The sequence below is a fragment of the Sphingobacterium ginsenosidimutans genome, assembly GCF_039536865.1.
Taxonomy (GTDB): Bacteria; Bacteroidota; Bacteroidia; order Sphingobacteriales; family Sphingobacteriaceae; genus Sphingobacterium; species Sphingobacterium detergens.
On record NZ_BAAAZK010000009.1, the window covers coordinates 307,204 to 329,540 of the forward strand.

Annotated in this window: 19 protein-coding genes; 10 read left to right on the plus strand and 9 right to left on the minus strand. The window is 39.7% G+C overall.

The window, feature by feature from the left end; all coding sequences use genetic code 11:
- The first annotated feature begins 2 nt into the window (after nucleotides 1–2).
- The 5 genes from ABFX33_RS24695 to ABFX33_RS24715 all read left to right on the plus strand — a co-directional run bounded on the left by ABFX33_RS24695 (nucleotide 3) and on the right by ABFX33_RS24715 (nucleotide 6,632).
- The gene (locus ABFX33_RS24695) at nucleotides 3–1,490 is read left to right on the plus strand and encodes a RagB/SusD family nutrient uptake outer membrane protein (protein ID WP_346088885.1); all 1,488 of its coding nucleotides are present in this window, start codon (nucleotides 3–5) and stop codon (nucleotides 1,488–1,490) included.
- 5 nt (nucleotides 1,491–1,495) lie between these two features.
- Entirely contained in the window at nucleotides 1,496–2,266 is a 771-nt protein-coding gene (locus ABFX33_RS24700; RefSeq protein WP_346088886.1) for a DUF4843 domain-containing protein, read from the plus strand.
- A gap of 11 nt (nucleotides 2,267–2,277) precedes the next feature.
- Entirely contained in the window at nucleotides 2,278–3,747 is a 1,470-nt protein-coding gene (locus ABFX33_RS24705; protein WP_346088888.1) for a PKD-like family lipoprotein, read from the plus strand.
- A 63-nt stretch (nucleotides 3,748–3,810) separates the two neighbouring features.
- On the plus strand, nucleotides 3,811–5,283 hold the full coding sequence (locus ABFX33_RS24710) for a redoxin domain-containing protein (protein ID WP_346088889.1): 1,473 nt from the start codon (nucleotides 3,811–3,813) through the stop codon (nucleotides 5,281–5,283).
- A 377-nt stretch (nucleotides 5,284–5,660) separates the two neighbouring features.
- Nucleotides 5,661–6,632: an EndoS/ChiA family endoglycosidase gene (locus tag ABFX33_RS24715; protein WP_346088891.1), complete on the plus strand. Its 972-nt coding sequence runs from the start codon at nucleotides 5,661–5,663 to the stop codon at nucleotides 6,630–6,632.
- Nucleotides 6,633–6,835: 203 nt separating this feature from the next.
- On the opposite strand, the gene ABFX33_RS24720 is transcribed toward ABFX33_RS24715, so the two are convergent.
- Nucleotides 6,836–7,735 (minus strand): pirin family protein, encoded by a 900-nt coding sequence (locus ABFX33_RS24720; RefSeq protein WP_257087724.1) that lies wholly within the window; start codon nucleotides 7,733–7,735, stop codon nucleotides 6,836–6,838.
- A 45-nt stretch (nucleotides 7,736–7,780) separates the two neighbouring features.
- Between ABFX33_RS24720 and ABFX33_RS24725 the strand changes: the two genes are divergently transcribed.
- The gene (locus ABFX33_RS24725; protein WP_346088893.1) at nucleotides 7,781–8,380 is read left to right on the plus strand and encodes a LytS family sensor histidine kinase; all 600 of its coding nucleotides are present in this window, start codon (nucleotides 7,781–7,783) and stop codon (nucleotides 8,378–8,380) included.
- On the opposite strand, the gene ABFX33_RS24730 is transcribed toward ABFX33_RS24725, so the two are convergent.
- Nucleotides 8,377–9,159, minus strand: a complete 783-nt coding sequence (locus tag ABFX33_RS24730) for a Cof-type HAD-IIB family hydrolase (protein ID WP_346088895.1) — start codon at nucleotides 9,157–9,159, stop codon at nucleotides 8,377–8,379. The two genes, ABFX33_RS24725 and ABFX33_RS24730, sit on opposite strands and share 4 nt — an antisense overlap.
- Nucleotides 9,160–9,346: 187 nt before the next feature.
- Between ABFX33_RS24730 and dnaE the strand changes: the two genes are divergently transcribed.
- Together dnaE and trxA are read left to right on the plus strand one after the other, a co-directional pair.
- The gene (gene dnaE, locus ABFX33_RS24735) at nucleotides 9,347–13,765 is read left to right on the plus strand and encodes a DNA polymerase III subunit alpha (RefSeq protein ID WP_346088897.1); all 4,419 of its coding nucleotides are present in this window, start codon (nucleotides 9,347–9,349) and stop codon (nucleotides 13,763–13,765) included.
- 124 nt (nucleotides 13,766–13,889) lie between these two features.
- The gene (gene trxA / locus ABFX33_RS24740; RefSeq protein ID WP_104385830.1) at nucleotides 13,890–14,210 is read left to right on the plus strand and encodes a thioredoxin; all 321 of its coding nucleotides are present in this window, start codon (nucleotides 13,890–13,892) and stop codon (nucleotides 14,208–14,210) included.
- 477 nt (nucleotides 14,211–14,687) lie between these two features.
- Here trxA and rplI read toward each other — a convergent pair whose 3' ends face one another.
- The 7 genes from rplI to ABFX33_RS24775 all read right to left on the minus strand — a co-directional run bounded on the left by rplI (nucleotide 14,688) and on the right by ABFX33_RS24775 (nucleotide 20,880).
- Entirely contained in the window at nucleotides 14,688–15,131 is a 444-nt protein-coding gene (gene rplI / locus ABFX33_RS24745; RefSeq protein ID WP_046671751.1) for a 50S ribosomal protein L9, read from the minus strand.
- A gap of 15 nt (nucleotides 15,132–15,146) precedes the next feature.
- Complete coding sequence (rpsR, locus tag ABFX33_RS24750) at nucleotides 15,147–15,410, minus strand: 30S ribosomal protein S18 (RefSeq protein WP_028071347.1); 264 nt, start codon at nucleotides 15,408–15,410, stop codon at nucleotides 15,147–15,149.
- On the minus strand, nucleotides 15,410–15,778 hold the full coding sequence (rpsF, locus tag ABFX33_RS24755; RefSeq protein WP_104385828.1) for a 30S ribosomal protein S6: 369 nt from the start codon (nucleotides 15,776–15,778) through the stop codon (nucleotides 15,410–15,412). Before rpsF ends, rpsR begins: the two co-directional genes overlap by 1 nt.
- A 147-nt stretch (nucleotides 15,779–15,925) precedes the next feature.
- Nucleotides 15,926–16,804 (minus strand): 4-hydroxy-tetrahydrodipicolinate synthase, encoded by an 879-nt coding sequence (dapA, locus tag ABFX33_RS24760; RefSeq protein WP_346088900.1) that lies wholly within the window; start codon nucleotides 16,802–16,804, stop codon nucleotides 15,926–15,928.
- A 37-nt stretch (nucleotides 16,805–16,841) separates the two neighbouring features.
- The gene (gene ligA / locus ABFX33_RS24765) at nucleotides 16,842–18,866 is read right to left on the minus strand and encodes an NAD-dependent DNA ligase LigA (RefSeq protein WP_346088901.1); all 2,025 of its coding nucleotides are present in this window, start codon (nucleotides 18,864–18,866) and stop codon (nucleotides 16,842–16,844) included.
- A gap of 119 nt (nucleotides 18,867–18,985) precedes the next feature.
- A complete protein-coding gene (locus ABFX33_RS24770; protein WP_257087726.1) occupies nucleotides 18,986–20,017 on the minus strand; it encodes a glycosyltransferase family 2 protein in 1,032 nt (343 codons plus the stop codon).
- Nucleotides 20,014–20,880, minus strand: coding sequence for a lysophospholipid acyltransferase family protein (locus ABFX33_RS24775; RefSeq protein WP_346088903.1), 867 nt, complete (start codon nucleotides 20,878–20,880; stop codon nucleotides 20,014–20,016). Before ABFX33_RS24775 ends, ABFX33_RS24770 begins: the two co-directional genes overlap by 4 nt.
- An 88-nt stretch (nucleotides 20,881–20,968) precedes the next feature.
- On the opposite strand from ABFX33_RS24775, the gene ABFX33_RS24780 reads away from it, so the two are divergent.
- Both ABFX33_RS24780 and ABFX33_RS24785 read left to right on the plus strand, forming a co-directional pair.
- On the plus strand, nucleotides 20,969–21,580 hold the full coding sequence (locus ABFX33_RS24780; protein WP_257087728.1) for a WbqC family protein: 612 nt from the start codon (nucleotides 20,969–20,971) through the stop codon (nucleotides 21,578–21,580).
- 66 nt (nucleotides 21,581–21,646) lie between these two features.
- The gene (locus ABFX33_RS24785) at nucleotides 21,647–22,333 is read left to right on the plus strand and encodes a hypothetical protein (RefSeq protein ID WP_120261974.1); all 687 of its coding nucleotides are present in this window, start codon (nucleotides 21,647–21,649) and stop codon (nucleotides 22,331–22,333) included.
- The last annotated feature ends 4 nt before the right edge of the window (nucleotides 22,334–22,337 follow it).

Below are 22,337 nucleotides of genomic sequence, written 5' to 3' on the forward strand. Positions count from 1 at the left end.
GCATGAAAAAGTTACTAATTGCCATCGTGATGCTCGGTGTATTGTCGAGCTGCGAAAAGTTCTTAAATGTAAACCCAACGGATAAGGCCTATGAAGAAGATCTGCTCACCGATCGTTCAGGTTTCAACGCGGCACTTGCGGGGGTATACGAAACATTAAATACAGATACGCTGTATGGCCGGGAGATGAAATATGGTTTTATGGAAAGTCTGGTGGGGTCATATAATGTGACTAATTCAGCCCATAAATATTATCGTTCCTTTCGTTATGAGTATAATTATGACGAGCCGAAGAAAATGATCGATAACATCTGGGCGAGGTTTTACCAGTGTATCAATCAGACAAATATTATACTGGGAAATGTAGGCCGTATTGAAAATGATCCCTACTATAATCTGGTGCGTGGCGAAGCAATCGGGCTAAGGGCCTTCTGTCATTTTCAGCTGTTAAAATTGTTTGGACCATCCATTTCGAGCGAAGGGATTGAGGCGAAAGCGATCCCTTACCGGACTGCGGTTGTGTATTCAGCCACTAAATTTTCTTCCGCAGCGGAGGCGATCGCTTTGCTGGAAAAAGACCTGTCCGAGGCCCGGGATTTACTGGAAAAAGATCCAATACGGTCCAATGCCCGTAATGCCAATTTAAATCAATTTGCCTATGAGCCATACAATAGCTTGATTGATTACCGGGGGATCCGAATGAATTATTACGCTATTGTCGCGTTACAGTCCATGGTCGCACAGTGGAAAGGTGATCTGGTCAACGCCGGGAAATATGCAGAGGAGCTCATTACCGAATTGAAGACAACGCAAAGTATTCGGATGGCACTTTCCAGTGAAATTGGATCTGTGGGAAATACCCGCATGCCCATGGAAAATATCTTTGCTTTGTTCTCCAGTAGGTTAGGGGCAAAGGTAAGCACTGTTTTCGCACAGGCGGATGCGACAACAACAGGCTCGACTTCACCGTTTTTATTTCCCAACTATAACTGGTTGCGAACGAATCTTTACAATAGCGCGGTCCATGGCTCCCTCAATGATGCACGTCTCGCGAGTTGGTTTGTACAGCCCAATACCTCTTATCCCTGGAAACTGTCCAAATACCTGTTTGATCAGACTCGTCTGCCTTCAGACGTGAATTACAGGCCTTTGTATGAAAGCAAAGTGATCGGCTTACATACAATCTATATGATTGCGGCCGAAAACTATGCGTCAAGTAGCCCAGCCAAGGCAATGGAATATCTAAACCTTGTCCGTAATACTAGAAATATTACCACGGATCTTGCGCTGAGCTCGGATATGACCACACAAAAGATCAAGGATTTGATATTTGACGAAATGCGTAAGGAAAATATTGGTGAGGGGTATTTATTCACAGAATATAAGCGCCTCTTTCGGCCGATAGATCGAGCCACATTAGTGCAGGCTAAAAATGAAATTTTCAGGCTACCGATCCCAGCGGATGAATTATTGTATAATCCTCAAAATTAATCAAGATGAAACGATATATTTTGCTTTTTTGTGCTACTGTGATATTGAGTGCATGTAACAAAAATGACAACATGCTTCAGTTTGATACGGGGCAGAGCTACATTTATTTTGCCTATCCAAATGCTAATACCCGGGCGGCAGAAAAATACATTGATAGCGTTTATTATGGTTTTGCTCTCGATGCCGACCTGCGACGCCAAGAAAAAACAATCGCAGTGCCTATTCGTGTGGGTGGGGAGTCAAGATCTAATAACCGTACCTATGCTTACATCGTCGAAGATTCTTCTCGATATGAACCCAATACGGTGAAATTCTCTTCCCCGGTGATGGGGGCAAATAACTTTGTGGATACGCTGTTTATTACATTCCAGCGCTCCATCAAGATGAAGACCGAACCGACAGTACTCTATTTGCGCTTGGAAGGAAATAGTGAATTTGTTCCGGGGAACGTGTACAATCAGAAAATAAAAATTGTTGTTGATGATATTCTGAACGAACCTACATGGTGGAATACCTGGAAGAACTATTTCGGCCCGTATCAAAAAGAAATATTTCAGCAATGGATGCAGATCTACTACCTCGGGGCAGATCCATCGCCTGAGCTAACCACAGGAGCACCAGGACCGGTTTATTACTGGAATAATATGCCTACCTCAACGATTGTCAGCTGGTATCCTGTGACATTTAACTATATCCAGGTGCTCAAGCAGTATTTTATCGACCATCAGGTGTATCCGGACGGCGATAGTACGAAAGAACGAATTCAATTACCTTAACGCTCAAGCAGATGAACTTAAAAAATCTAACCTATATCCTGTTCTTGGCAATTTTTCTATGTGAAGGCTGCTCCAAGGATTTGGGCAATTATGATTACAGAGATGTGAACTCCATTTCAATCGGCGGTTTATTGGACAATAGTCATCCCACAGGTCGGATCTATGAAATTCCTTTTCATGATACCGTCCGATTGAACCCTACGGTCACGGGCTCACTATCAGGCAGTGATACCAGTGCGCTGACTTTTGAATGGAAGGTGGATTCCGTAACAGTAAGTAAAACGAAAAACCTTTTCTATATAGCGAATAAACGCTATGGGAAGATTTCCGCGGAGTTTCATGTCACAGACAAATCAACGGGTACGACAACAAGCTATAATTGCTTTTTGAATATTGTGAATCCCTATAAATGGGGCTACTATGTTTTGACCCAGAATAAAGCGAAAGATGCTTCACTCTATTGCTTATCCAGTATTTCCAAAAAATCCTCGTTTGACCAGGTCCTGCTATCCAGCTTGGATAAGTTGGGGAAAAACCCACTGTCCATCAGCGGAACAAAAAAATACGGCGCCTCGTCTTCGGACTTTTATAATGTTTTGACCATTGGTGTTCAGGATGCTGTAAATCCCGTGGTAGTTATTGATTCCCGTGAGTTTGTTCCTACTTTATTGTACAATTCGTCAAGTTACGTGGGGGGGGGAGATTTTGTGTTCCGCCCGACCCAGGTACAGGCGGATCTCTATAATGAGGTGATCTATGCGGTCAATAAAGGTAAATTCCATGTATTAAGGAAAGGTACAATTGCACTTCCAGCATTTATCAATGATCCTTCGGACTATAAAATAGCTCCAAATGGGGTTGCCACACCACTTGGAAACGGGCGGTATTTTATGAGTATATACGACGAAAACAACAAAAGAGTGCGTGTCTGGGATAATGGGGTGACCAGTAACGAATATAATTATGTAAATGACTATAAGGAAATTGCGGGGCAGGAATTGATGAACGGAAAAACATTCCTGGCCTGTAGCTATGCTAACATCCCATCGATCAACCATATTTATCTCTTCAGGCAAGATAATCAACTGTATTCCTATCGTTTGGATTATGGTGCCGATTATAAACCCAAAGCTTTCAGTCAGTTGGGGACCGCTGCAGTGCCCACATCCAATCAAATCGGTTATGTTTATTTTGACGGGCGCACAAGCAGATGGTATATGGCTGCAGGCAAGACAATTTATATGGCCTCTTATCTGGGGGTAGAATTCCAAAAATATGTGCAGCTGCCATCGGATGCCACTGGTGATATTGTTAAGTTTAAGATCCTGGATGGAAAATTAATGATTGCCACAAATGATCCGACTGCTGATAAACCGGGCTCGATCTATATCTATAATGCCAATACAATGCTGTTGGAACAGGCCTACAATCATGTTGTTGATGATATTGTTGATGTGCATTTAGGCATACTGGTAGAATAATGAGATTAAGGGCAAAATATAAGTCCTTGTATAATGGATAAAAAACGAATAAATCTAAAAAATATGAACTTAAAAACAATAACATTGGCGATTCCCCTATTGCTTTTGGGGAGTCAAGCCTCTTTCGGACAGCTGGCCGCGAAGAAAGGAATTACACAAGAAGAACTTTATAAACATCTCAATGGATTGTTCCAACAAGGAACAGCTGCGTCCAAAGCGGAGGTTTTGAAAGAAGCTGATTATTTAGCAAAATCGAAAAAAGAAGAAGACCAGTTGCTCGCCGGGCGAATCTATACTGGCCTGGAAAAAAACGATAAGGCAGAAGCCATAAAAAAGAGCATCAGTAAAAAATTTCCTAAAGGAATAACAGCCCGAAACGAAGCCTTTGGTAACCTGTTTGAAAAAAATGAACTAACAGCTGCGCAAGCAGAGGCGGAGTATATTCGTTTAAGTAAGCAATTTCCAGAAAGCAGTTACGATGAAAAAAACAGGGGGATATACGGATTTGCCCTTGGAGTCGTCGCCCAGCAGTTTGCAAAAGAGAAAAACCTTGAGAAGGTAAACAGCTACTTAGATCAGTTGAAATCCACGGCAAATTATACGAATGCTATTTTCGCTATTGGCCGGGAATTAAACCAGCAGAAAGAGTATGCCTTTGCGCAAAAAATACTGGAACCGGTTTATCTCAATCTAAGCCAGCAAAAATCGGAAGGTCAAAAAGGAAATACGGGGCGGCAATATCAGGGGGGAATCAGCTTACAATATGCGGAGGCCTTGTTGGGTAATCAACAAGTGGACAAAGCGCTGGAGATATTAGCAAAAGTGCAGCAGGAATCACCTTCAGAAACGGCGACCATAGCCTATGCTAAAGCCCTGGAAGCAAAAGGAAAGAGCTTAGATGCTTTTCAGCTTCTGGAGTCTGAGGTAATCAAAAATGGAAAAGAACCTAAAATAATGGCAGAATTGCTGCCCCTGTATAGAAAATTGAATAATAGCCTGTCGGATACGACTAATTATCTAAAAGGCCTCAATTCGCGTATTGATGAAATGCTGGTATCGAAATTGCAAGGCGAAATGGTCAAAAAGGAGGCCGCACAATTTTCACTTGTCGATCGTTCGGGTAAAGAAGTCTCCCTGGCAAGTATGAAAGGTAAGGTTGTAGTACTTGATTTTTGGGCGACCTGGTGTGGTCCTTGCAAAATGTCTTTTCCTGGAATGCAGGCTGCGGTAAACAAATATGCAAATGATCCTGATGTAGCCTTTTTATTTATTAACACATGGCAGAAAGAAGAGAATTATAAAGAGCTCGTCAATAATTTTATCAACGAAAATAAATATAGTTTCCATGTTTTATTTGATGAAATGAAAGATCGGGATAAGTCGGTTGTTACAGCATATGGCGTCAAAGGTATACCTACTAAAGTCATTATTGATAAAGAGGGTTTTATTCGTTTCCAATCTTCGGGTGGTGGCGCCGACGTGGAAAAAATTGTCCATGAAATCTCAACCAAGATTGAACTCGCAAAAAAGGGCTAACCGTCCTAGAACAAGAACATAAGTCTACGATAATAACTTAAGCCTACTGAAATGCGTAGCTTTCTTTTTAGATAGCTACGGATTTTTTATTAAACATGCTGCAGATCATGAAAGACTTTGGTCTGCCGGAGATTGGCTTCATCTGTATTGGCAGAGGCCCCGCAGCTTATTGGGAGGGATTTCCCTTTTCCATAAATGAGCATTTCACCGCGTGTAAGGATATTGTTTGGAAGTGTTTTGTTTTCTGTAAAGTAAATTTGTTTTGCTGTATCTGAATGATTTCTTTATTTAAAAGTGATTTTTTTAAAATAATTAGGCGAGATAATCGTATATTATAGTGTATAGATACTTTAGTCAATAAAAGATTAAAATAAATTATGAGAACAGAAAGAAAAACACTACTTAACTTTTGTGCTGGTTTATTTGTATTGATCAGCATGGTATCTTCATGTCAGAAAAGTAATGCTCCGAATTTAGAATTGGAACCTGTTTCTGATTCGATAGCTTATTTTGAAAAATTAAAGGCGTATAAAAAAAGCCCGCACCAGATTATGGCCGGCTATTATCGGACCTGGGGTGATTCATTGGTTGAATCAAACTCAGGACAAAAAACGATGCTTGCTATTCCTGATAGTGTGGATATTGTCAATGTTTTTACGGATTACACACCTGCTACGAGCCCTTTTTGGACCGCACTCCGCGACCAGTACATCCCTTATCTTCATCGCAGAGGTACACGTGTTGTCTACACTAGGGGGATGCCATGGACAATGTCGGTAGCAGATCGCAATACTTGGGTTCAAAACATTAATGACGATACCCAGAACTACAACTATGATGGGATAGATCTTGATTTTGAAAGCGGTGGAGGGACGACATCGACTGGCTTATTTGGTGGTTTTTTTAGTGGTAGCCAGCTGGATTTGGATCAGATTGCGTTGAATATAAAAGCTTTAGGTGCTCATTTTGGACCTTCGTCTGGAACAGGGAAATTGTTTATCCTGGATCTGAATTATGTCAATTTACCGCCTAAATTCTTAAAAGATATCGAACCTTATATTGACTATTTCTTTATGCAGCGCTATTTTGGTGGCCAGCTTGACAAACTTTACAATGAGGCGTATAAAGGAAATATTCCTCCAGGAAAATACGTTCTCGGAGCGAGTTTTGAAGATGGTTCGGCAAGAAATGGGACGCCAGCACTCTTTTATCAATATGCAGCATGGCAACCTAGTGATGGCAAAAAAGGTGGCATCTTTAGCTATGGACTTGATGCCGATGGCACGTATAGTACACCCTCTTATATCTTTACGAAAAAGGCGATTCAGCTAATGAACCCCGCGAATTAGTAATTATTTAAAAGTATCTGTACAAAAATAAAGTGTTGTCCACTTTATTGAAATGTCCCCAAAGTTATTGTTTAACTTTTGGGGGCATTTCAATACCGAACTCTCGCACAAAAAACTTAAAAATGTTAATTTGTCCAACTTTTTTTGCATTTCAAAGATTGGATACCTGATTTTGTATCATTCAACCAAGGTTTGTACTGTTTTTAAGCTTTCTTTTGTCCTAATGTCGGATTTACTGGCGGAATGGGAATATAGCCATCATCTCCGGGAACTTCAGGGAATTGGTGTTGCTCCCATTTAGCTCTGGCGATTTTGAGGGTCTCAATGTCCGAAGCAACAAAATTCCAGTCGATATAGCGTTGTTCGGGGAAAGGTTCGCCACCAAAGATGTACACTGATGTGCCTGCTTTGATTTCGAATTCACATAATTTGGCATCCTTTGCAACCAGAATTTGTTTGGGGCCAAATTCCTGGCCTTCGGCATGCACTGAGCCATGAAGAATATACAATCCACTTTCTCCATAGAGATGTTCACCTAATTTAATAAGGGAGTCTTTGTCAGCTTTAATTTCAATAAGATATAAGGGGCTGTATACAGGTACTTCGGAACGATGATTGTTAATCTCGCCCGCAATCAGGCGATAGTTTACACCGTCTTCGCTCCAATGGGGAAGTTGAGGTTCTTCAATGTGAACAAAATTTGGTTCCATCTGTTCCAGATCCTTTGGTAATGCTACCCAAATCTGTAAACCATGTAGTTCATGAGTGATAGATCTTAGATAGTCCGGAGTTCGTTCGGAATGTGTTACCCCCTTTCCAGCTGTCATCCAGTTTACCGCACCCGGTTTTATTTCGACCTCATTTCCTAGACTGTCGCGGTGCATAATACTTCCTTCAAACAGGTACGTTAATGTTGATAATCCAATATGAGGATGTGGAGCAATATCCATGAACTGAGGATCGGAGATCGTTTCAGGTCCCATATGATCAATAAATATAAACGGACCGACCATCCTTTTCTGTCTGAAAGGAAGTAGTCTTCCTACCAAGAAATTACCTATGTCTGCGGCTCTTTCTTCAATAACTATTGCAATATTTGACATAATGTTTCCTTATTTTTGTGTATCTAATCTAGAGCAATTTAAGAAATGTCAGGTATAATCGATCGCATTCTGCGTAAAAAGTCTGTAAGAAATGAAGAGGCATTAGCACTGTCCGATAGATTGTCATTTGGTAACAGTCAAATAGATCATTTTCTAATGGAAGGGATTTTAGCGGAAGAGGCTGTGTTGGAATCGGAATATCGGATATTTCAAAAAAAAATGTTGCTATTGGAGCCAGGGACCTACCAGGAAATAAAGGTTGAGCTGGATCTGTTAAACCAATATTTCGAAATGGTCAATAGATTGATGCCTGCCGGTTTCTCCTTGAAATGGGAAAACCGTTTTCAGTCGGAAAATGAGCTGATGATACCGCCACTTCTATTATTTCCGATGGTGCAAAATGCAGTTGCAAACGGATATAATAGCATGTCTTCACATCCTATCCGAATCCGTCTCTCGGGATCTCCAAAAGTAATGCTATTTGAGGTAAGTCATCGTATGAATCATTACCTTGACGGTCAATTTAAGAATACCCTAATGACAGATTTCCAGAACAGATTGGAATATCTTTTTCCAGAACGACATAGTTTGCTATTGAACAGCAATAGCAATACCTGTCGCGCTACACTCACCATTCACTTCTAAATTACACCAAAATGTTTTAAGGCATTCCAGATGCCGTTGTTATCCACATCATCGGTAATATAATCTGCGATTTCTTTTACTTCAGGATTCGCATTTCCCATGGCGATACCAACCTGTGTATGGGCGAGCATGGTAATATCATTTCCCCCGTCACCAAAAGACATGGTCTCCGAAAGTTCGATGCCAAAATGTTCTAAAAAAACATCTATACCGACTTTTTTACTTTGGCCCATTGGGTTGACATCTGCAAAAACGGATGTCCATCGTGATGCAACCGAGTTGGGCATAATGTTTTCCATAAACTCAGCCTCTTCTTCCGGGTTGATAAAAACATTGATCTGCATGACAGATTCCAGATCAAAGTTGTCTTCATAATTGCGTATAGGCGGCGTCTTTACGTTGACTTGTTGATACATTTGTAGCACTTCGGGCGTGACCTGATTTAAGGAGATTTCTTTTTCGGACATAAATGAAAAGGTAAGCTCGGGATGATGCTTCGCATAATCAATTAATGAACGAATGTCTTTTTGGGCAATGTTATTTTTATAAATAACCTGTTCATCTTTGGTGACACAATAACCACCATTAAATGTGATAAAGCCATCGAAATCAAGGTAGCGGATATGTCCCAATTGGTTAAAGGACCGACCGGTTGAAACGAAAACTTTTATGTTTTTTTCTTTTAGTAACTGAAATGCCTGTTGCGTAGAGTCTGGGACCTGATGTGTTTTGAAACTTAACAACGTCCCATCTATATCAAAAAAAATCGCTTTAATCATAGAAATTGGAGTCAAGTTCAAATATAGCAAATAAAGAAATAGTGTAACAGGTACAATATTAAATAGCTGTTAATACTTTTCGCAAAAATCTGACATAATCTTCCCTAAGAATTTCGTAAATTTCAAGTTCAAATAAATGTAAATATGCTTACATTTAATGTGTTGTATTAAAGAGGTTTAGAAATTTATGTATATTATTTTCGATACAGAGACGACGGGTTTGCCGAAGCGTTGGGACGCGCCAATTACGGATACGGATAATTGGCCACGTTGTATACAGCTGGCATGGCAAATTCATGATGAGATGGGGAATTTGGTCGAACATCAGGATTTTTTGATTAAACCAGATGGATTTGATATACCTTATGACTCCGAAAAAATACATGGTATATCCACGGCATTGGCGGAAGAGAAGGGGGTTCCCTTGCAGGTTGCTTTGGAGAAATTTAACATCGCATTAAATAGTGCAAAATTTGTAGTCGGACAGAACATTGGTTTTGACCTCAATATCATGGGCTGCGAGTTTTATCGTTATGGTGTAGAATCTAAAATGGCGAGCATGCCGGTTTTGGATACCTGTACCGAGGTAACGGCAGATTTATTGAAAATTCCCGGTGGTCGTGGTGGTCGATACAAGCTCCCGAATCTGACTGAATTACACTCCTATTTATTTGGCGTGCCATTTGCTGAGGCCCATAATGCCACTGCCGACGTTGAAGCGACAACGCGTTGTTTTCTTGAACTGGTCAGAAGAGAGGTGTTTACGGTGGAGGAACTCCAGGTTGATACCGGTTACTTCGTTGATTTCAAAAGGAACAATCCTGGTCCCGTTCCTACGACAGGACTTAAACATGTTAATTTAAAAGCCGCTTCTGATGAGATCAGAAAACGGGCTGAACCGGATGATGTTCGTGTTGTCGTAGATGCAGATACATTATCAGCACTTAAAGAAGCGAAATTCGCACATTTACATAACCATTCGCAATTTTCTATTTTACAGTCGACAATGTCCTATGACAAGTTAGTTTCGGCTGCCGTAAAGGATAATATGCCAGCTGTTGCGCTTACCGATCATGGTAATATGATGGGGGCATTTGAATTTGTTTCCAGGGTCATTAGTCATAATAAAGAAGTAGAAGCACAGAATGCGGAAGCGCTGGAAAAAGGGGAGGAACCTACCGGTCAGCTCCTAAAACCAATAGTAGGTTGTGAATTCTTTGTTTGCGAAGATCATAAAGATAAATCCAGAAAGGATAATGGTTATCAGGTTGTTTTGTTGGCAAAAAATAAACGCGGTTATCATAATTTAGCTAAGTTGGCTTCTTTCGCCTATACCGCAGGATTCTATTATGTGCCCCGTATAGATAAAAATCTTATTCTACAGTATAAAGAAGATATCATTGTGCTTTCGGGAAACCTTCAAGGAGAAGTGCCCAGCAAAGTGCTTAATATCGGTGAAAACCAGGCGGAGGAAGCTTTGCAATGGTGGAAGGAACATTTTGGGGAAGATTTTTATCTGGAGCTCATGCGACATGGACAGGAAGATGAAGATCGGGTAAACCAGACTTTACTTAAGTTTGCCCGTAAATACGATGTTAAAGTTGTAGCAACCAATAATACCTATTACGAAAAGAAAGGGGATGCACATGCCCATGATATCCTTTTATGTGTAAAGGATGGCGAGAAGCTTTCTACACCAAAAGGTAGGGGGCGCGGGTTCCGTTTCGGATTGCCAAATCAGGAGTATTATTTTAAATCTTCTGACGAAATGAAGACCCTATTCAAAGATTTACCCGAAGCGATTCTGAATATACAGGAGATCGTAGATAAGGTGGAGATCTTCAAATTGAATCGAGATGTCCTGCTTCCAAAATTTGATATACCAGAAGAATTTCAGGTTGCCGAGGACAATGAAGATGGTGGAAAAAGAGGGGAGAATAAATATCTTGCTCACTTATGTTATGTTGGTGCAGAGAAACGTTATGAAGAGATAACAGCTGACATTCGGGAACGTCTGGATTTTGAATTAGCGACGATTGAAAAAACAGGATATCCCGGGTATTTTTTGATTGTACAGGATTTTATTGCTGCAGCACGTGACATGGGTGTTTCGGTTGGGCCGGGCCGGGGATCTGCGGCTGGGTCAGCTGTTGCGTATTGCCTTGGTATCACGAATATTGATCCCATAAAATACGATTTGCTATTTGAGCGTTTTCTAAATCCCGATCGTGTTTCCATGCCCGATATTGATATTGACTTTGATGATGAGGGACGTGGACGGGTCATGCAGTATGTAATCGATAAATACGGCGCCAGTCAGGTAGCTCAGATCATTACTTATGGTACAATGGCTGCCAAGTCTTCGATTAAAGATACTGCTCGTGTGCTGGATCTGCCTTTGGGAGATGCAAATGAAATCGCCAAATTGATTCCAAATCTGAAGTTATCCAAAATATTTACTTTGGATGATGCTGGTCTAAAGGAGAAGTTAAGAACAGAAGAGATTGAGGCCGTCAATCGCTTAAAGTCGATCGCTGATGGCGCCGGACTCGAAGCCGAAACGATTCGTCAGGCACGGGTATTGGAAGGCTCTGTCCGGAATACAGGTATTCATGCCTGTGGTGTGATTATCACGCCGGATGATATTACCAATTTCGTCCCTGTTTCTCTGGCAAAGGATTCCGATCTGTATGTAACCCAGTTTGATAACCACGTCGTTGAAAGTGCTGGCCTATTGAAAATGGACTTTTTGGGGTTGAAGACCCTTACGCTTATCAAGGATACTGTTGAGAATGTTAAATTAAGCCATGGTATCGTTTTAGATCCCGACAAATTTCCGATAGATGATGTATTGACCTACGAGCTTTTCCAGCGTGGTGAAACAATCGGTGTATTCCAGTATGAATCACCGGGGATGCAAAAGTACATGCGCGATCTGAAGCCTACGGTATTTGCCGATTTAATTGCGATGAATGCCCTATACCGTCCAGGGCCAATCGAGTATATCCCGAGTTTTATTAAACGTAAACATGGGATTGATCCTATTGTCTATGATTTGGATGCTTGTGAAGAGTATTTGAAGGAAACCTACGGGATTACGGTATATCAGGAACAGGTAATGCTTTTATCCCAAAAGCTGGCAGGTTTTTCCAAAGGTGATGCTGACGTCTTGCGTAAGGCGATGGGTAAGAAACAAAAGGCTGTACTTGATAAGATGAAGCCTAAGTTTGTTGCACAGGCAGAGGAAAAAGGGCATAATGCAAAAGTGCTGGAGAAAATCTGGACGGACTGGGAAGCTTTTGCGAGTTATGCGTTCAATAAATCACATTCCACCTGTTATGCTTGGGTAGCTTATCAGACAGCTTATCTAAAGGCGCATTTCCCTGCAGAGTATATGGCGGCGGTGCTTTCCAATAACATGAATGATATCAAACAGGTGACATTCTTTATGGAGGAATGTAAGCGTATGGGCTTGGAGGTACTCGGTCCGGATGTGAATGAGTCTTACTATAAATTTACGGTAAATGAACGTGGAGCAATTCGATTTGGTATCGGTGCTGTCAAAGGCGTGGGGGCGGGTGCTGTAGATGCCATTGTGCAAACGAGACAATCTGGATTGTATAAGTCTGTTTTTGATATGGCCAAACGTATAGATTTACGTGCGGTCAATAAAAAAGCTTTTGAGAGTTTGGCTTACGCCGGTGGTTTTGATAGTTTCGAAAGTACCCATCGCGCGCAGTATTTCCATACCGAGGATAATTCAACAGGTATGGAGAAAGCAATCCGATTTGCACAACGCTATAAAGAAAATGAAAACTCTGCACAGGCCAGCTTATTTGGTGCCGGTGAAGCTGCCGAGCTGCCTGAACCTGTATTGACACCTTGTCCACAATGGGGATTGATCGAGAAGCTTAAATACGAAAAAGATGTCATTGGTATATACCTGACAAGTCATCCATTAGATACTTATCGGTTTGAGATCGAACATTTTTGTCATAATCCGGTGTCAGACCTCTCCTTGATTAACAAAGCGAAAGCTGCAGAAGTAGATGAGGAGACATTACTCGAGTTTAATCGTATCAAAAACAAAGAATTAGTTATTGGCGGGATTATAGCTTCGGCAAATCATCGCCTGACTAAAAACGGTAAACCGTTTGCCTCCTTTATCATTGAGGACTACAGTGACTCTTATGATATGGCTGTGTTTGGGGAAGAGTATGTGAAGCTAAAGGGGTATTTACAGGAGGGGTATTTTGTTCAATTGCGCGGATTGGTTCAGGAGCGTTTTAGACAGGTCGGAAACTGGGGCTTTGAATTAAGAAGTGTGCAGCTGCTTTCTGAACTCCGCGAAAAGATGGCGAAGAGTTTTACAATTAATATTCCTCTGCCAAAGCTGAACGAAGAATTCTTAGATGGTATTAAAAATGTCTTAGCGCAGAACGAGATTGAAGGCGTTGTGCCAAATTGTCAATTGAAATTTAAAATCTGGGATCCTCAGGATGAAATCTCTGTCGAAATGCCAGCTAAAAGTCTGAAAATAAACCTTACAAATGAGTTTTTGGACTGTATAGACAAGTTTGAGGGGATTAATTACCGTTTGAACTAATTTGGATTAGATTTTGTGTAATTAAGATTACAATTACATTGACAGTTGTTACTATCTTTGTTTATTGATTTTAGCAATTAAGTAGTATCGTAAATATAACTTCGGTTTATAAAATTAAAAGATTATGGCATTAGAAATTACAGATAGCAACTTTGAAGAAGTTGTTTTGAAAGCGGACAAACCCGTATTAATTGATTTTTGGGCAGAATGGTGTGGTCCTTGTCGTATGGTTGGTCCTGTTGTTGAAGAATTAGCTAAAGATTACGAAGGTAAGGCTGTGATAGGGAAAGTAAACGTAGATGAAAATCCAGAAATTTCAGTTCGTTATGGTATCCGCAATATCCCTGCTTTATTGTTCTTCAAAAATGGAGAAATTGTAGATAAGCAAATTGGAGCAGTTCCAAAATCAGTTTTAAATGAGAAATTAGAGAAGCAATTAGCATAGTAGTTGTTGTTTCGATAAAAAAGACCTGAAATATTTTTATTTCAGGTCTTTTTTTTTGATAATTCTTTTTGTTTTATCTGATTTAAATGAATTTTTTACATAAAAAATGTATTTTTAAGTTTTTTATGTGTTTTTCATTTAAATTTAGTGTTAATATTTGTGTTTTTATGTTGTTTATGCTTATTTATCAAAATAAAATCAATTTTATTTTGATAAATGGATAATTTTTACTTCTTTTGAATATTAAAACGAGATAAAACTGTATATTTTTCTGATTTATTTGTTTTATTTATGTTTTTTTATTGATATTTTGATATAAATAAAGATTTTCCCTTTCAAATACCCTAGATTATGCCTCGCGTTGTTCTCAGCAGCGCGAGTTTTTTTGTTTTAAGCAGGTGTAAGGAAGGTAAGCGACAAAAAAAGCGGCTATCCATTGGATAGCCGCTTTTGTATATTGTACTAAATAATATAAAATTATTCAGCGATTACTTCGAAAGGAACTTGAACTTTAACTTCTTTGTGTAAGTTTAAGTTAGCGATATATTCACCTAGTTCCTTAGGCTCAACTTCGAATGTAATACGACGACGATCTACATCAAAACCTTTTGCTTTCAATGCATCAGCAATTTGGATGCTATTTACTTTACCGAAGATTTTACCAGATTCACCTGCTTTAGCGCCAATTGAAAGTTTAATAGCTTCCAATTTACCAGCTAATTCAGTAGCGTCTTTTTTGATTTTCTCTTGTTTGAACTGAGCTTGTTTGATGTTCTCAGCTAAAACTTTCTTTGCAGATTCAGTCGCTTGGATAGCAAATCCTTGAGGGATTAAGTAGTTACGACCGAAACCTGGTTTTACATTAACGATATCGTTTTGCTCACCTAAGCCTTTGATATCTTGTTTTAAAATTACTTCCATTTTCTATCGTCCTCCTTATTTAATTGCATCAGCTAAGTAAGGTAACAAACCGATGTGACGAGCACGTTTAACAGCTTGAGCTACTTTACGTTGAAATTTCAAAGATGTACCAGTTAAACGACGAGGTAAGATTTTACCTTGATCATTTACAAATTTCATCAAGAAGTTAGCATCTTTATAATCGATATATTTGATACCATTCTTTTTGAAACGACAGTATTTTTTACGGTTGTCCTCTACTTTAGGAGCAGTTACGTATTGGATATTTTCGTTAGCCATTAGTTTGCGCCCTCCTCAGTTTTAGTTTCAGCTTTTTTGTTGAATGCACCGCTACGTTTTTTCTCGTTGTAAGCTCTAGCATGTTTGTCTAAACTTACAGTCAAGAAACGCATAATGCGCTCATCACGTTTGTATTCAACCTCTAATTTGTTGATTAATTCACCTGGAGCCTTGAATTCAGTTAAGTGATAAAATCCAGTAGATTTTTTCTGGATTGGATACGCTAATTTTTTCAAACCCCAATTGTCTTCAGCGACAATCTCGGCTCCGCCTTCTGTTAAGATGTTTTTGAATTTTGCGATTACTTCTTTCGCAGCATCTTCAGAAAGCAACGGGGTAAGAACGATTACAGATTCGTACTGTTGCATTTTGTTAATTAATTTTGTTATTTAAAATTCCACATTTGTGGAAGTGCAAAGGTAGGTATTATATTGTTATATTGCAACGCCTTGAAGCAAAAAAGTTTAGACCTCAAGCGAGATCTAAACTTTTTCAACAACAAACAAATTGATTGCTTAGTTCAATTTGCCCATTTCTTCAGCTATCGCTACTTGTGTTTTTTCACTGATACCTACCAATGGAAGGCGTAAAGTATCATGACCGATGCCTAATTTTTTAAGAATATATTTGACGCCAGCAGGATTTCCTTCGACAAAACAAAGATCTGTTAGCTGGAGTAGATCGTTATGGATTGCTCTTGCTTCATGATAATTCCCTTCTGCACATAATTTTGCCAGCTTGGCAACGCGTTTTGGAAATGCATTTCCAACGACAGAGATAATGCCAGCAGCACCGAGTGCCATCATGGGTAAAGTCACTGGATCATCTCCAGAGATCAATAGAAAATCTGCAGGTTTGTCCCGTAAGATTTCGCTGAATTGAGCAAAATTGCCGGAAGCTTCTTTTATTGCAACAATATTTGAAAAATCATTAGCCAAACGTAGTGTCGTTTGTGCTGTCATATTACTACCCGTACGGCCCGGTACATTATATAATATAATAGGTAAAGGGGAAACTTGCGCAATAGCTTTATAGTGCTGATAAATTCCTTCCTGTGTCGGTTTGTTATAATAAGGTGACACAGATAAGATGGCACAAAAACCAGTCGGATCAAAAGCTTTGATCTGTTCTACAATCTCTGCTGTATTGTTGCCACCGATACCAGCAACCAAAGGAAGTCTACCGTTCACGCGCTTGACAGTGAAATCCCAGATACGCTTTCGTTCTTCTTTAGTCAGTGTGGCAACTTCTCCAGTTGTACCTAAAGAAACCAAATAATCCATACCCTCGTTGATTTGCAAGTCAATAAGTTGACCTAATGCCTCGAAATCAACAGATTCATCTGAGTTAAAAGGAGTGACCAATGCTACTCCTGCGCCGTGAAGCTCGTTCATCTTGTTTTTGTATTTATATAAATTTAATTAAAAAATCCTATTTGGCATGAATAAGGTCTAAGAGATCCTTTTCATTAATCATCGGGACACCTAATTTTTCCGCCTTCGCTAATTTAGATGGTCCCATTTTATCTCCTGCAACCAGATAATTCAACTTTGCAGAAATCGAAGAAAGCATCTTGCCGCCATTGCTCTCAATCAGCTCTGCGAGCTGCTCCCTGGAATAATCAGCAAATACACCTGAAATCAAAAAAGTCTTTCCGCTGAGATTTTCGCTTGCCAGAATGATTTCCTTTTCCTCAATTTCCAAATTTAAGCCATACTGTCTTAGGCTAATGAGTTGTTGCTGATGAATAGGGTTGTCTAAGTATTCTTTGACACTCTCCGCGATACGGCGTCCGATATCTTGTACCCCTTCAATTTCTTCCGTTGAAGCCTGAGCAAGAGCATCGATGTTCTTGAAATGCTGTGCTAGTTTTTTTGCGATTGTTTCGCCAACATGACGTATGCCCAAAGAAAACAACACTTTCTCAAAAGGTTTCTCTTTTGATTTCTCAATGCCCGCAAGCATATTGTCTATGGATTTTTGGCCAAAGCGTTCGAGTTGCTGTAAGTCTTCCTGATGATCTTTTAGACCGTAGATATCGACGATATTATGCAATAGTCCTTTTTTGAAAAAGGTCTCTACTGTTTCATCGCCCATCCCCTCGATATCCATCATTTTACGCCCAATAAAATGCTGCATTTTACCGACGATCTGTGGAGGGCATCCTGTTTCATTGGGACAGTAGTGGACTGCTTCACCTTCCTGTCTAATTAATGCGGTGCCACATTCTGGACAGCTGTCTGGATAGACAAAGGCTGTTGCATCTGCTAATCTCTTTTCAAGGTTTACAGCAATGATTTTTGGAATGATTTCTCCACCTTTTTCTACATAGACGGTATCACCTTGATGTAAATCTAGCCGTGCAATTTCGTTGGCATTGTGCAGTGATGCACGTTTGACCGTTGTACCCGCCAACACTACAGGTTGAAGGTTAGCTACTGGAGTCACCGCTCCAGTACGCCCCACTTGGTAGCTAATGGTCTTGAGTGTTGTCTCAACACGTTCAGCTTTGAATTTATAGGATATCGCCCATCTTGGGTTCTTGGCCGTAAAACCGAGATCTTCTTGTTGGGCATAATCATTTACTTTGATAACGATCCCGTCGATTTCGTATCCAAGGTTATGTCGTTCGGTATCCCAATAGTCAATGAATTCAAAGACATCTGTCAGTGTATTACATTTTCTTGTGTGTTCACAAACAGGAAAGCCCCAGTTTTTCACACGTTCCAGGCTGTTCCAGTGATCGTGAAATAAATTGGTCCTATTGTCACAATACAGGAAATATAGAAAACAATCCAAGGGTCTTTTGGCAACCTCTGCCGAATCCTGAAGTTTTATTGTGCCCGAAGCAAAATTACGCGGATTGGCATAAGTCTGTTCTTCATTCTCTTCGCGTTCCTTATTCAGACGTAAAAACGCGGATTTATGCATAAATATCTCTCCCCGAATTTCAAACTGTTCAGGGTAGTCACCTTCTTTGAGTCTGATCGGAATGGAGCGAATCGTTTTGACATTGCTTGTCACGACATCACCCTGTGTTCCATCTCCGCGGGTAACCGCTTTGCTCAGTATCCCATTTTCATAGGTGAGGCTAATGGAAAGGCCATCAAATTTTAATTCACAGACATACTCAAACTGATCGCCAATGATCTTGCGGATTCGCTGATCAAAGTCAAACAATTCTTCTTGGCTGTAGGTATTGCCCAAAGAAAGCATGGGCCAACGATGTTTTTCCGTTTTAAATTTAGATGTGATATCGCCACCGACACGTTGTGTAGGTGAGTTTGGATCAGCAAATTCTGGATATTGACGTTCCAGTGCTTCGAGTTCCTTTAACTTGAGATCGAAGTCATAATCTGAAATAAGACTATTCGCCAATACATAGTATTGATAGTTGTAATGATTAAGTTCTGCTGTTAAGTCTTTTATCTTTTTTTCAATATCCATCGCCAACATGTTGCAAAATTACAAATAAAAAGTACGTTTAAATAAAATAAATAAAGAATCTTGTTGTAAAGAGTGCCTTATTTCTAAAATGCGTTTTTGTGCATTTTACGATCCGAACTTCAAATGCCTTATTTGAAATCCTTTGGATTCAATTGCGAAAATTTATGTTTATTATTCGTGTAAAAATCAATAATAATTGAATTATTGTATTGTCCTGTCTGGTTTTCTATCGCCGTATATTTCTTTCGTTTTCTAGCATTTTTAAAAATATTTAGGAAGAAATACTGATGCGCGCGACTGATCGCCCATGCATCTTTCGGCTTTCGGTCAATTAGAAACTTCATCAATGCGGCCAAATCGAACCAAAGCCGTAGGAAAATTATCCAAATTGCCTTACCCAAAGGTAGGTTCTTTTGCAACATAACGAGATTATTCCTGAAATTTAGGTAGGTCTTCTTGGGGTTGCTGGCATTTAATGTTCCGCCACCTACATGATAGACAACAGACGTTGGACAGTAACCTATACCATAACCCATTTTTTTCAATCGCCAACATAGGTCAATTTCCTCCATATGGGCAAAGAAATCTTCATCCAGGCCATTTGCTTCTTTCCAGGCTTTCTCGCGGATAAAAAGTGCGGCTCCTGATGCCCAGAAAATCTCGGATTCCTGATTGTACTGCTCATGGTCTTCCTCTACCTCATGTAAAATTCTTCCTCTGCAAAAAGGAAAACCAAAATAGTCCAGGTAGCCTCCGGCAGCACCGGCATGCTCAAATTTCTCCTTATTATGAAAGGATAGGATCTTGGGTTGTGCGGCAGCAATACCCGGATTACGCTCCATATATGTAATAACAGGCTCTATCCAGTTTTGGCTAACTTCTACATCTGAATTTAACAAGACATAATAATCCGCATCTACACGGTCCAGGATTTTGTTGTAACCACCGGCAAAACCATAATTCTTGTCGTTTTCAAGAATGGTAATGGTGGGATAGTACTGCTTAACAAACAGAATAGAATCATCATCCGATGCATTGTCTCCAATGACGAACTCAATATTTGGATAAGAACTGTTGTAAACAGAAGGTAAGAATTTCTCCAGGAAGAAACGACCATTCCAGTTCAGTATGACAACAGCTACTTTTGGTAATTTACTCATTTTCTACGTTTCCTTTTCCAGCGATTATGTGACCAAAGCCAATATTCGGGATTTTCACGAATTATTTGCTCCGCAAAGCGATTGTGCAAATCGGTTATTTCATGTTCGGCAAATTCAGAAGGGTCCTCTACCAAAGTCACAAACTTGCAGAAGTATTGTCCTCTTTTTGCCTTTCGGCCAATATAACAAAATACAACAGGGGCTTTGCTTATTCTTGATAGCCGCTCAGCTCCTGTATAGACCAATGTTTCTTGATTCAACCAATTGATAAAATAATCAGAGTCTGAATATAATGGGGTCTGATCAGCTACTAGCATACTAACATTGGGTTGCCCCTTCAATTTTACAATATGCCGGAGAATTTGTTTCATTGGAACCATTTCTGCACCAAAACGACCACGCATCGTATTGTAGACTGTATCAATATCCTTGTTGTTTAACGGTTTGTAAACAATCAATGTTGGAAAATCAGTGATCAAACTCAGACGGTGTATCCCGAGTTCCCAGTTGGCATAATGCGAGGTTACCCCAATCACATTTTTCCCGGCAGCAAGATGGCGCGTCAGTTCCTCTTCATTTTCTAATGTCATTTTCCGCTTGACTTCTTTGGCTGAAATCGTTTTTAGCTTAATGGATTCCACAAGTAAATCCGGAAAAAAGCGGTAGAATTTTTTTGCTATTACCAATCTTTCAGCCTCGGTTTTTTCGGGAAAAGCGTTTTCTAAATTTTGGAATACGATACCCTTTCTATACCCTATCATATAATAGAGGATATAATAAAGCCCATCGGAAATCAAATATAGAAACCAATAGGGGAGAAGAGAGATGACATAGATTAATGCGTTTAACGCTTTTTGTTTCATGCTATAGCTAAAATTCCCAGTTGTATTTTACAAATATCCTTAAATTAAGTTATTTTTGCGTCACTTATAACAAAAATCATCAGTTTTTATGGAATCGCAGTTAATACTTCCAGCATGTTATCTTCCGCCGATATCTTATTTTCATACCATTCAGGAAAATAATCTCCCTATTGTAATCGAAAAATATGAACATTTTCAAAAACAAAGCTATCGTACGCGGGCGCGCATTGCTTCTGCCAATGGAGTACAGGATTTAATCGTTCCAATACAACATGGTAATAAGGAACGCGTCCCAATGAAAGATATCCGGATAAGTTATGAATTTGACTGGCAGCGCTTACATTGGTTAAGTATTCAGACCGCCTATCGAAGTTCTGCGTATTTTGAATATTATGAAGATGATTTTAATCGTTTTTATCAAGAAAAGTTCGATTATCTCTTGGACTTCAACGTTGCACAGTTGGAATTGATACTAAAATCAACTAAGCTAAAAAGAACAGTTTCTTTTACCGAGGAATATACGGTCAATGATGCGGACACGATCGATTATCGGGAAATCATACATCCGAAAAAGGAAAGTATATTGGTTGCACCCAAAGAGTACTATCAGGTTTTCTTGGATAAAAATGGTTTCTATCCAGATTTGAGTATTATCGATCTGTTATTTAATCAAGGTCCACAGTCCAAAAGCTATCTTTAAATTATTTTAGATACCTTGAACATTCTGCGTTTAATATTGTTCTTATTCAATATTAAACGCTTTTAAATGAATAGACTTCTTCTTGTTTTCGTTCTTCTTCCTTTGTTTAGCATTGCTACTTATGCCCAGAACGGTGTTGATACAATACATTATCGGAAAGTTTACTATTGGGGAACCACCGGAATGGGATTTCCTATAGGCAAAACGAAAGATATACTCTCTCCAAAATTTTCTGGTAGTATTGGTCTGGATATCTCCCTTAAAAATTCGATGTTTTTTGTGTCGCCAACATTGTATACCCTGTCATTCAAATATAAACAGCGCTTACCTGATCCGAATTTTGCTTATCGTATTGAGGATGCAAATACGAATTTTTATACTTTCGCATTTTCGGGCGGTGTGCGAAAACAGATGCGTCGATTGAATGTTTACGGTTTTCTTGGGCCTGGAATAGGCTTGACAAGTGAACCCCGTGCGAATGTAATGGCTGATCAGAAGCTGGTTAAGATGGAAAATATAAATCGTTTTAACCTGTCCAGCAAACTAGGGGCTGGAGCTGACTATAAATTCAATGGCTTTTTCCTTGGATTGGAATTAGGTTACTTGCACAATTTCAGAAAGATACAGGATACACCGGTCAATATTTTTACGGTGATGATCGGACTGAAATCAGATATCACACAAATTGGTGACAGGGTTATTGATGTGATCGGAATAGATGGCTCTATCAGTGGGAAAAAAGAAAAAAAATAGTGTG

What these genes read in the sequence shown, in the direction of transcription:
- ABFX33_RS24695 (WP_346088885.1), top strand. Translation starts at nt 3, where the DNA reads ATGAAAAAGTTACTAATTGCCATCGTGATGCTCGGTGTATTGTCGAGC.
- ABFX33_RS24700 (WP_346088886.1), top strand. Translation starts at nt 1,496, where the DNA reads ATGAAACGATATATTTTGCTTTTTTGTGCTACTGTGATATTGAGTGCA.
- ABFX33_RS24705 (WP_346088888.1), top strand. Translation starts at nt 2,278, where the DNA reads ATGAACTTAAAAAATCTAACCTATATCCTGTTCTTGGCAATTTTTCTA.
- ABFX33_RS24710 (WP_346088889.1), top strand. Translation starts at nt 3,811, where the DNA reads ATGAACTTAAAAACAATAACATTGGCGATTCCCCTATTGCTTTTGGGG.
- ABFX33_RS24715 (WP_346088891.1), top strand. Translation starts at nt 5,661, where the DNA reads ATGAGAACAGAAAGAAAAACACTACTTAACTTTTGTGCTGGTTTATTT.
- ABFX33_RS24720 (WP_257087724.1), bottom strand. Translation starts at nt 7,735, where the DNA reads ATGTCAAATATTGCAATAGTTATTGAAGAAAGAGCCGCAGACATAGGT.
- ABFX33_RS24725 (WP_346088893.1), top strand. Translation starts at nt 7,781, where the DNA reads ATGTCAGGTATAATCGATCGCATTCTGCGTAAAAAGTCTGTAAGAAAT.
- ABFX33_RS24730 (WP_346088895.1), bottom strand. Translation starts at nt 9,159, where the DNA reads ATGATTAAAGCGATTTTTTTTGATATAGATGGGACGTTGTTAAGTTTC.
- dnaE (WP_346088897.1), top strand. Translation starts at nt 9,347, where the DNA reads ATGTATATTATTTTCGATACAGAGACGACGGGTTTGCCGAAGCGTTGG.
- trxA (WP_104385830.1), top strand. Translation starts at nt 13,890, where the DNA reads ATGGCATTAGAAATTACAGATAGCAACTTTGAAGAAGTTGTTTTGAAA.
- rplI (WP_046671751.1), bottom strand. Translation starts at nt 15,131, where the DNA reads ATGGAAGTAATTTTAAAACAAGATATCAAAGGCTTAGGTGAGCAAAAC.
- rpsR (WP_028071347.1), bottom strand. Translation starts at nt 15,410, where the DNA reads ATGGCTAACGAAAATATCCAATACGTAACTGCTCCTAAAGTAGAGGAC.
- rpsF (WP_104385828.1), bottom strand. Translation starts at nt 15,778, where the DNA reads ATGCAACAGTACGAATCTGTAATCGTTCTTACCCCGTTGCTTTCTGAA.
- dapA (WP_346088900.1), bottom strand. Translation starts at nt 16,804, where the DNA reads ATGAACGAGCTTCACGGCGCAGGAGTAGCATTGGTCACTCCTTTTAAC.
- ligA (WP_346088901.1), bottom strand. Translation starts at nt 18,866, where the DNA reads ATGTTGGCGATGGATATTGAAAAAAAGATAAAAGACTTAACAGCAGAA.
- ABFX33_RS24770 (WP_257087726.1), bottom strand. Translation starts at nt 20,017, where the DNA reads ATGAGTAAATTACCAAAAGTAGCTGTTGTCATACTGAACTGGAATGGT.
- ABFX33_RS24775 (WP_346088903.1), bottom strand. Translation starts at nt 20,880, where the DNA reads ATGAAACAAAAAGCGTTAAACGCATTAATCTATGTCATCTCTCTTCTC.
- ABFX33_RS24780 (WP_257087728.1), top strand. Translation starts at nt 20,969, where the DNA reads ATGGAATCGCAGTTAATACTTCCAGCATGTTATCTTCCGCCGATATCT.
- ABFX33_RS24785 (WP_120261974.1), top strand. Translation starts at nt 21,647, where the DNA reads ATGAATAGACTTCTTCTTGTTTTCGTTCTTCTTCCTTTGTTTAGCATT.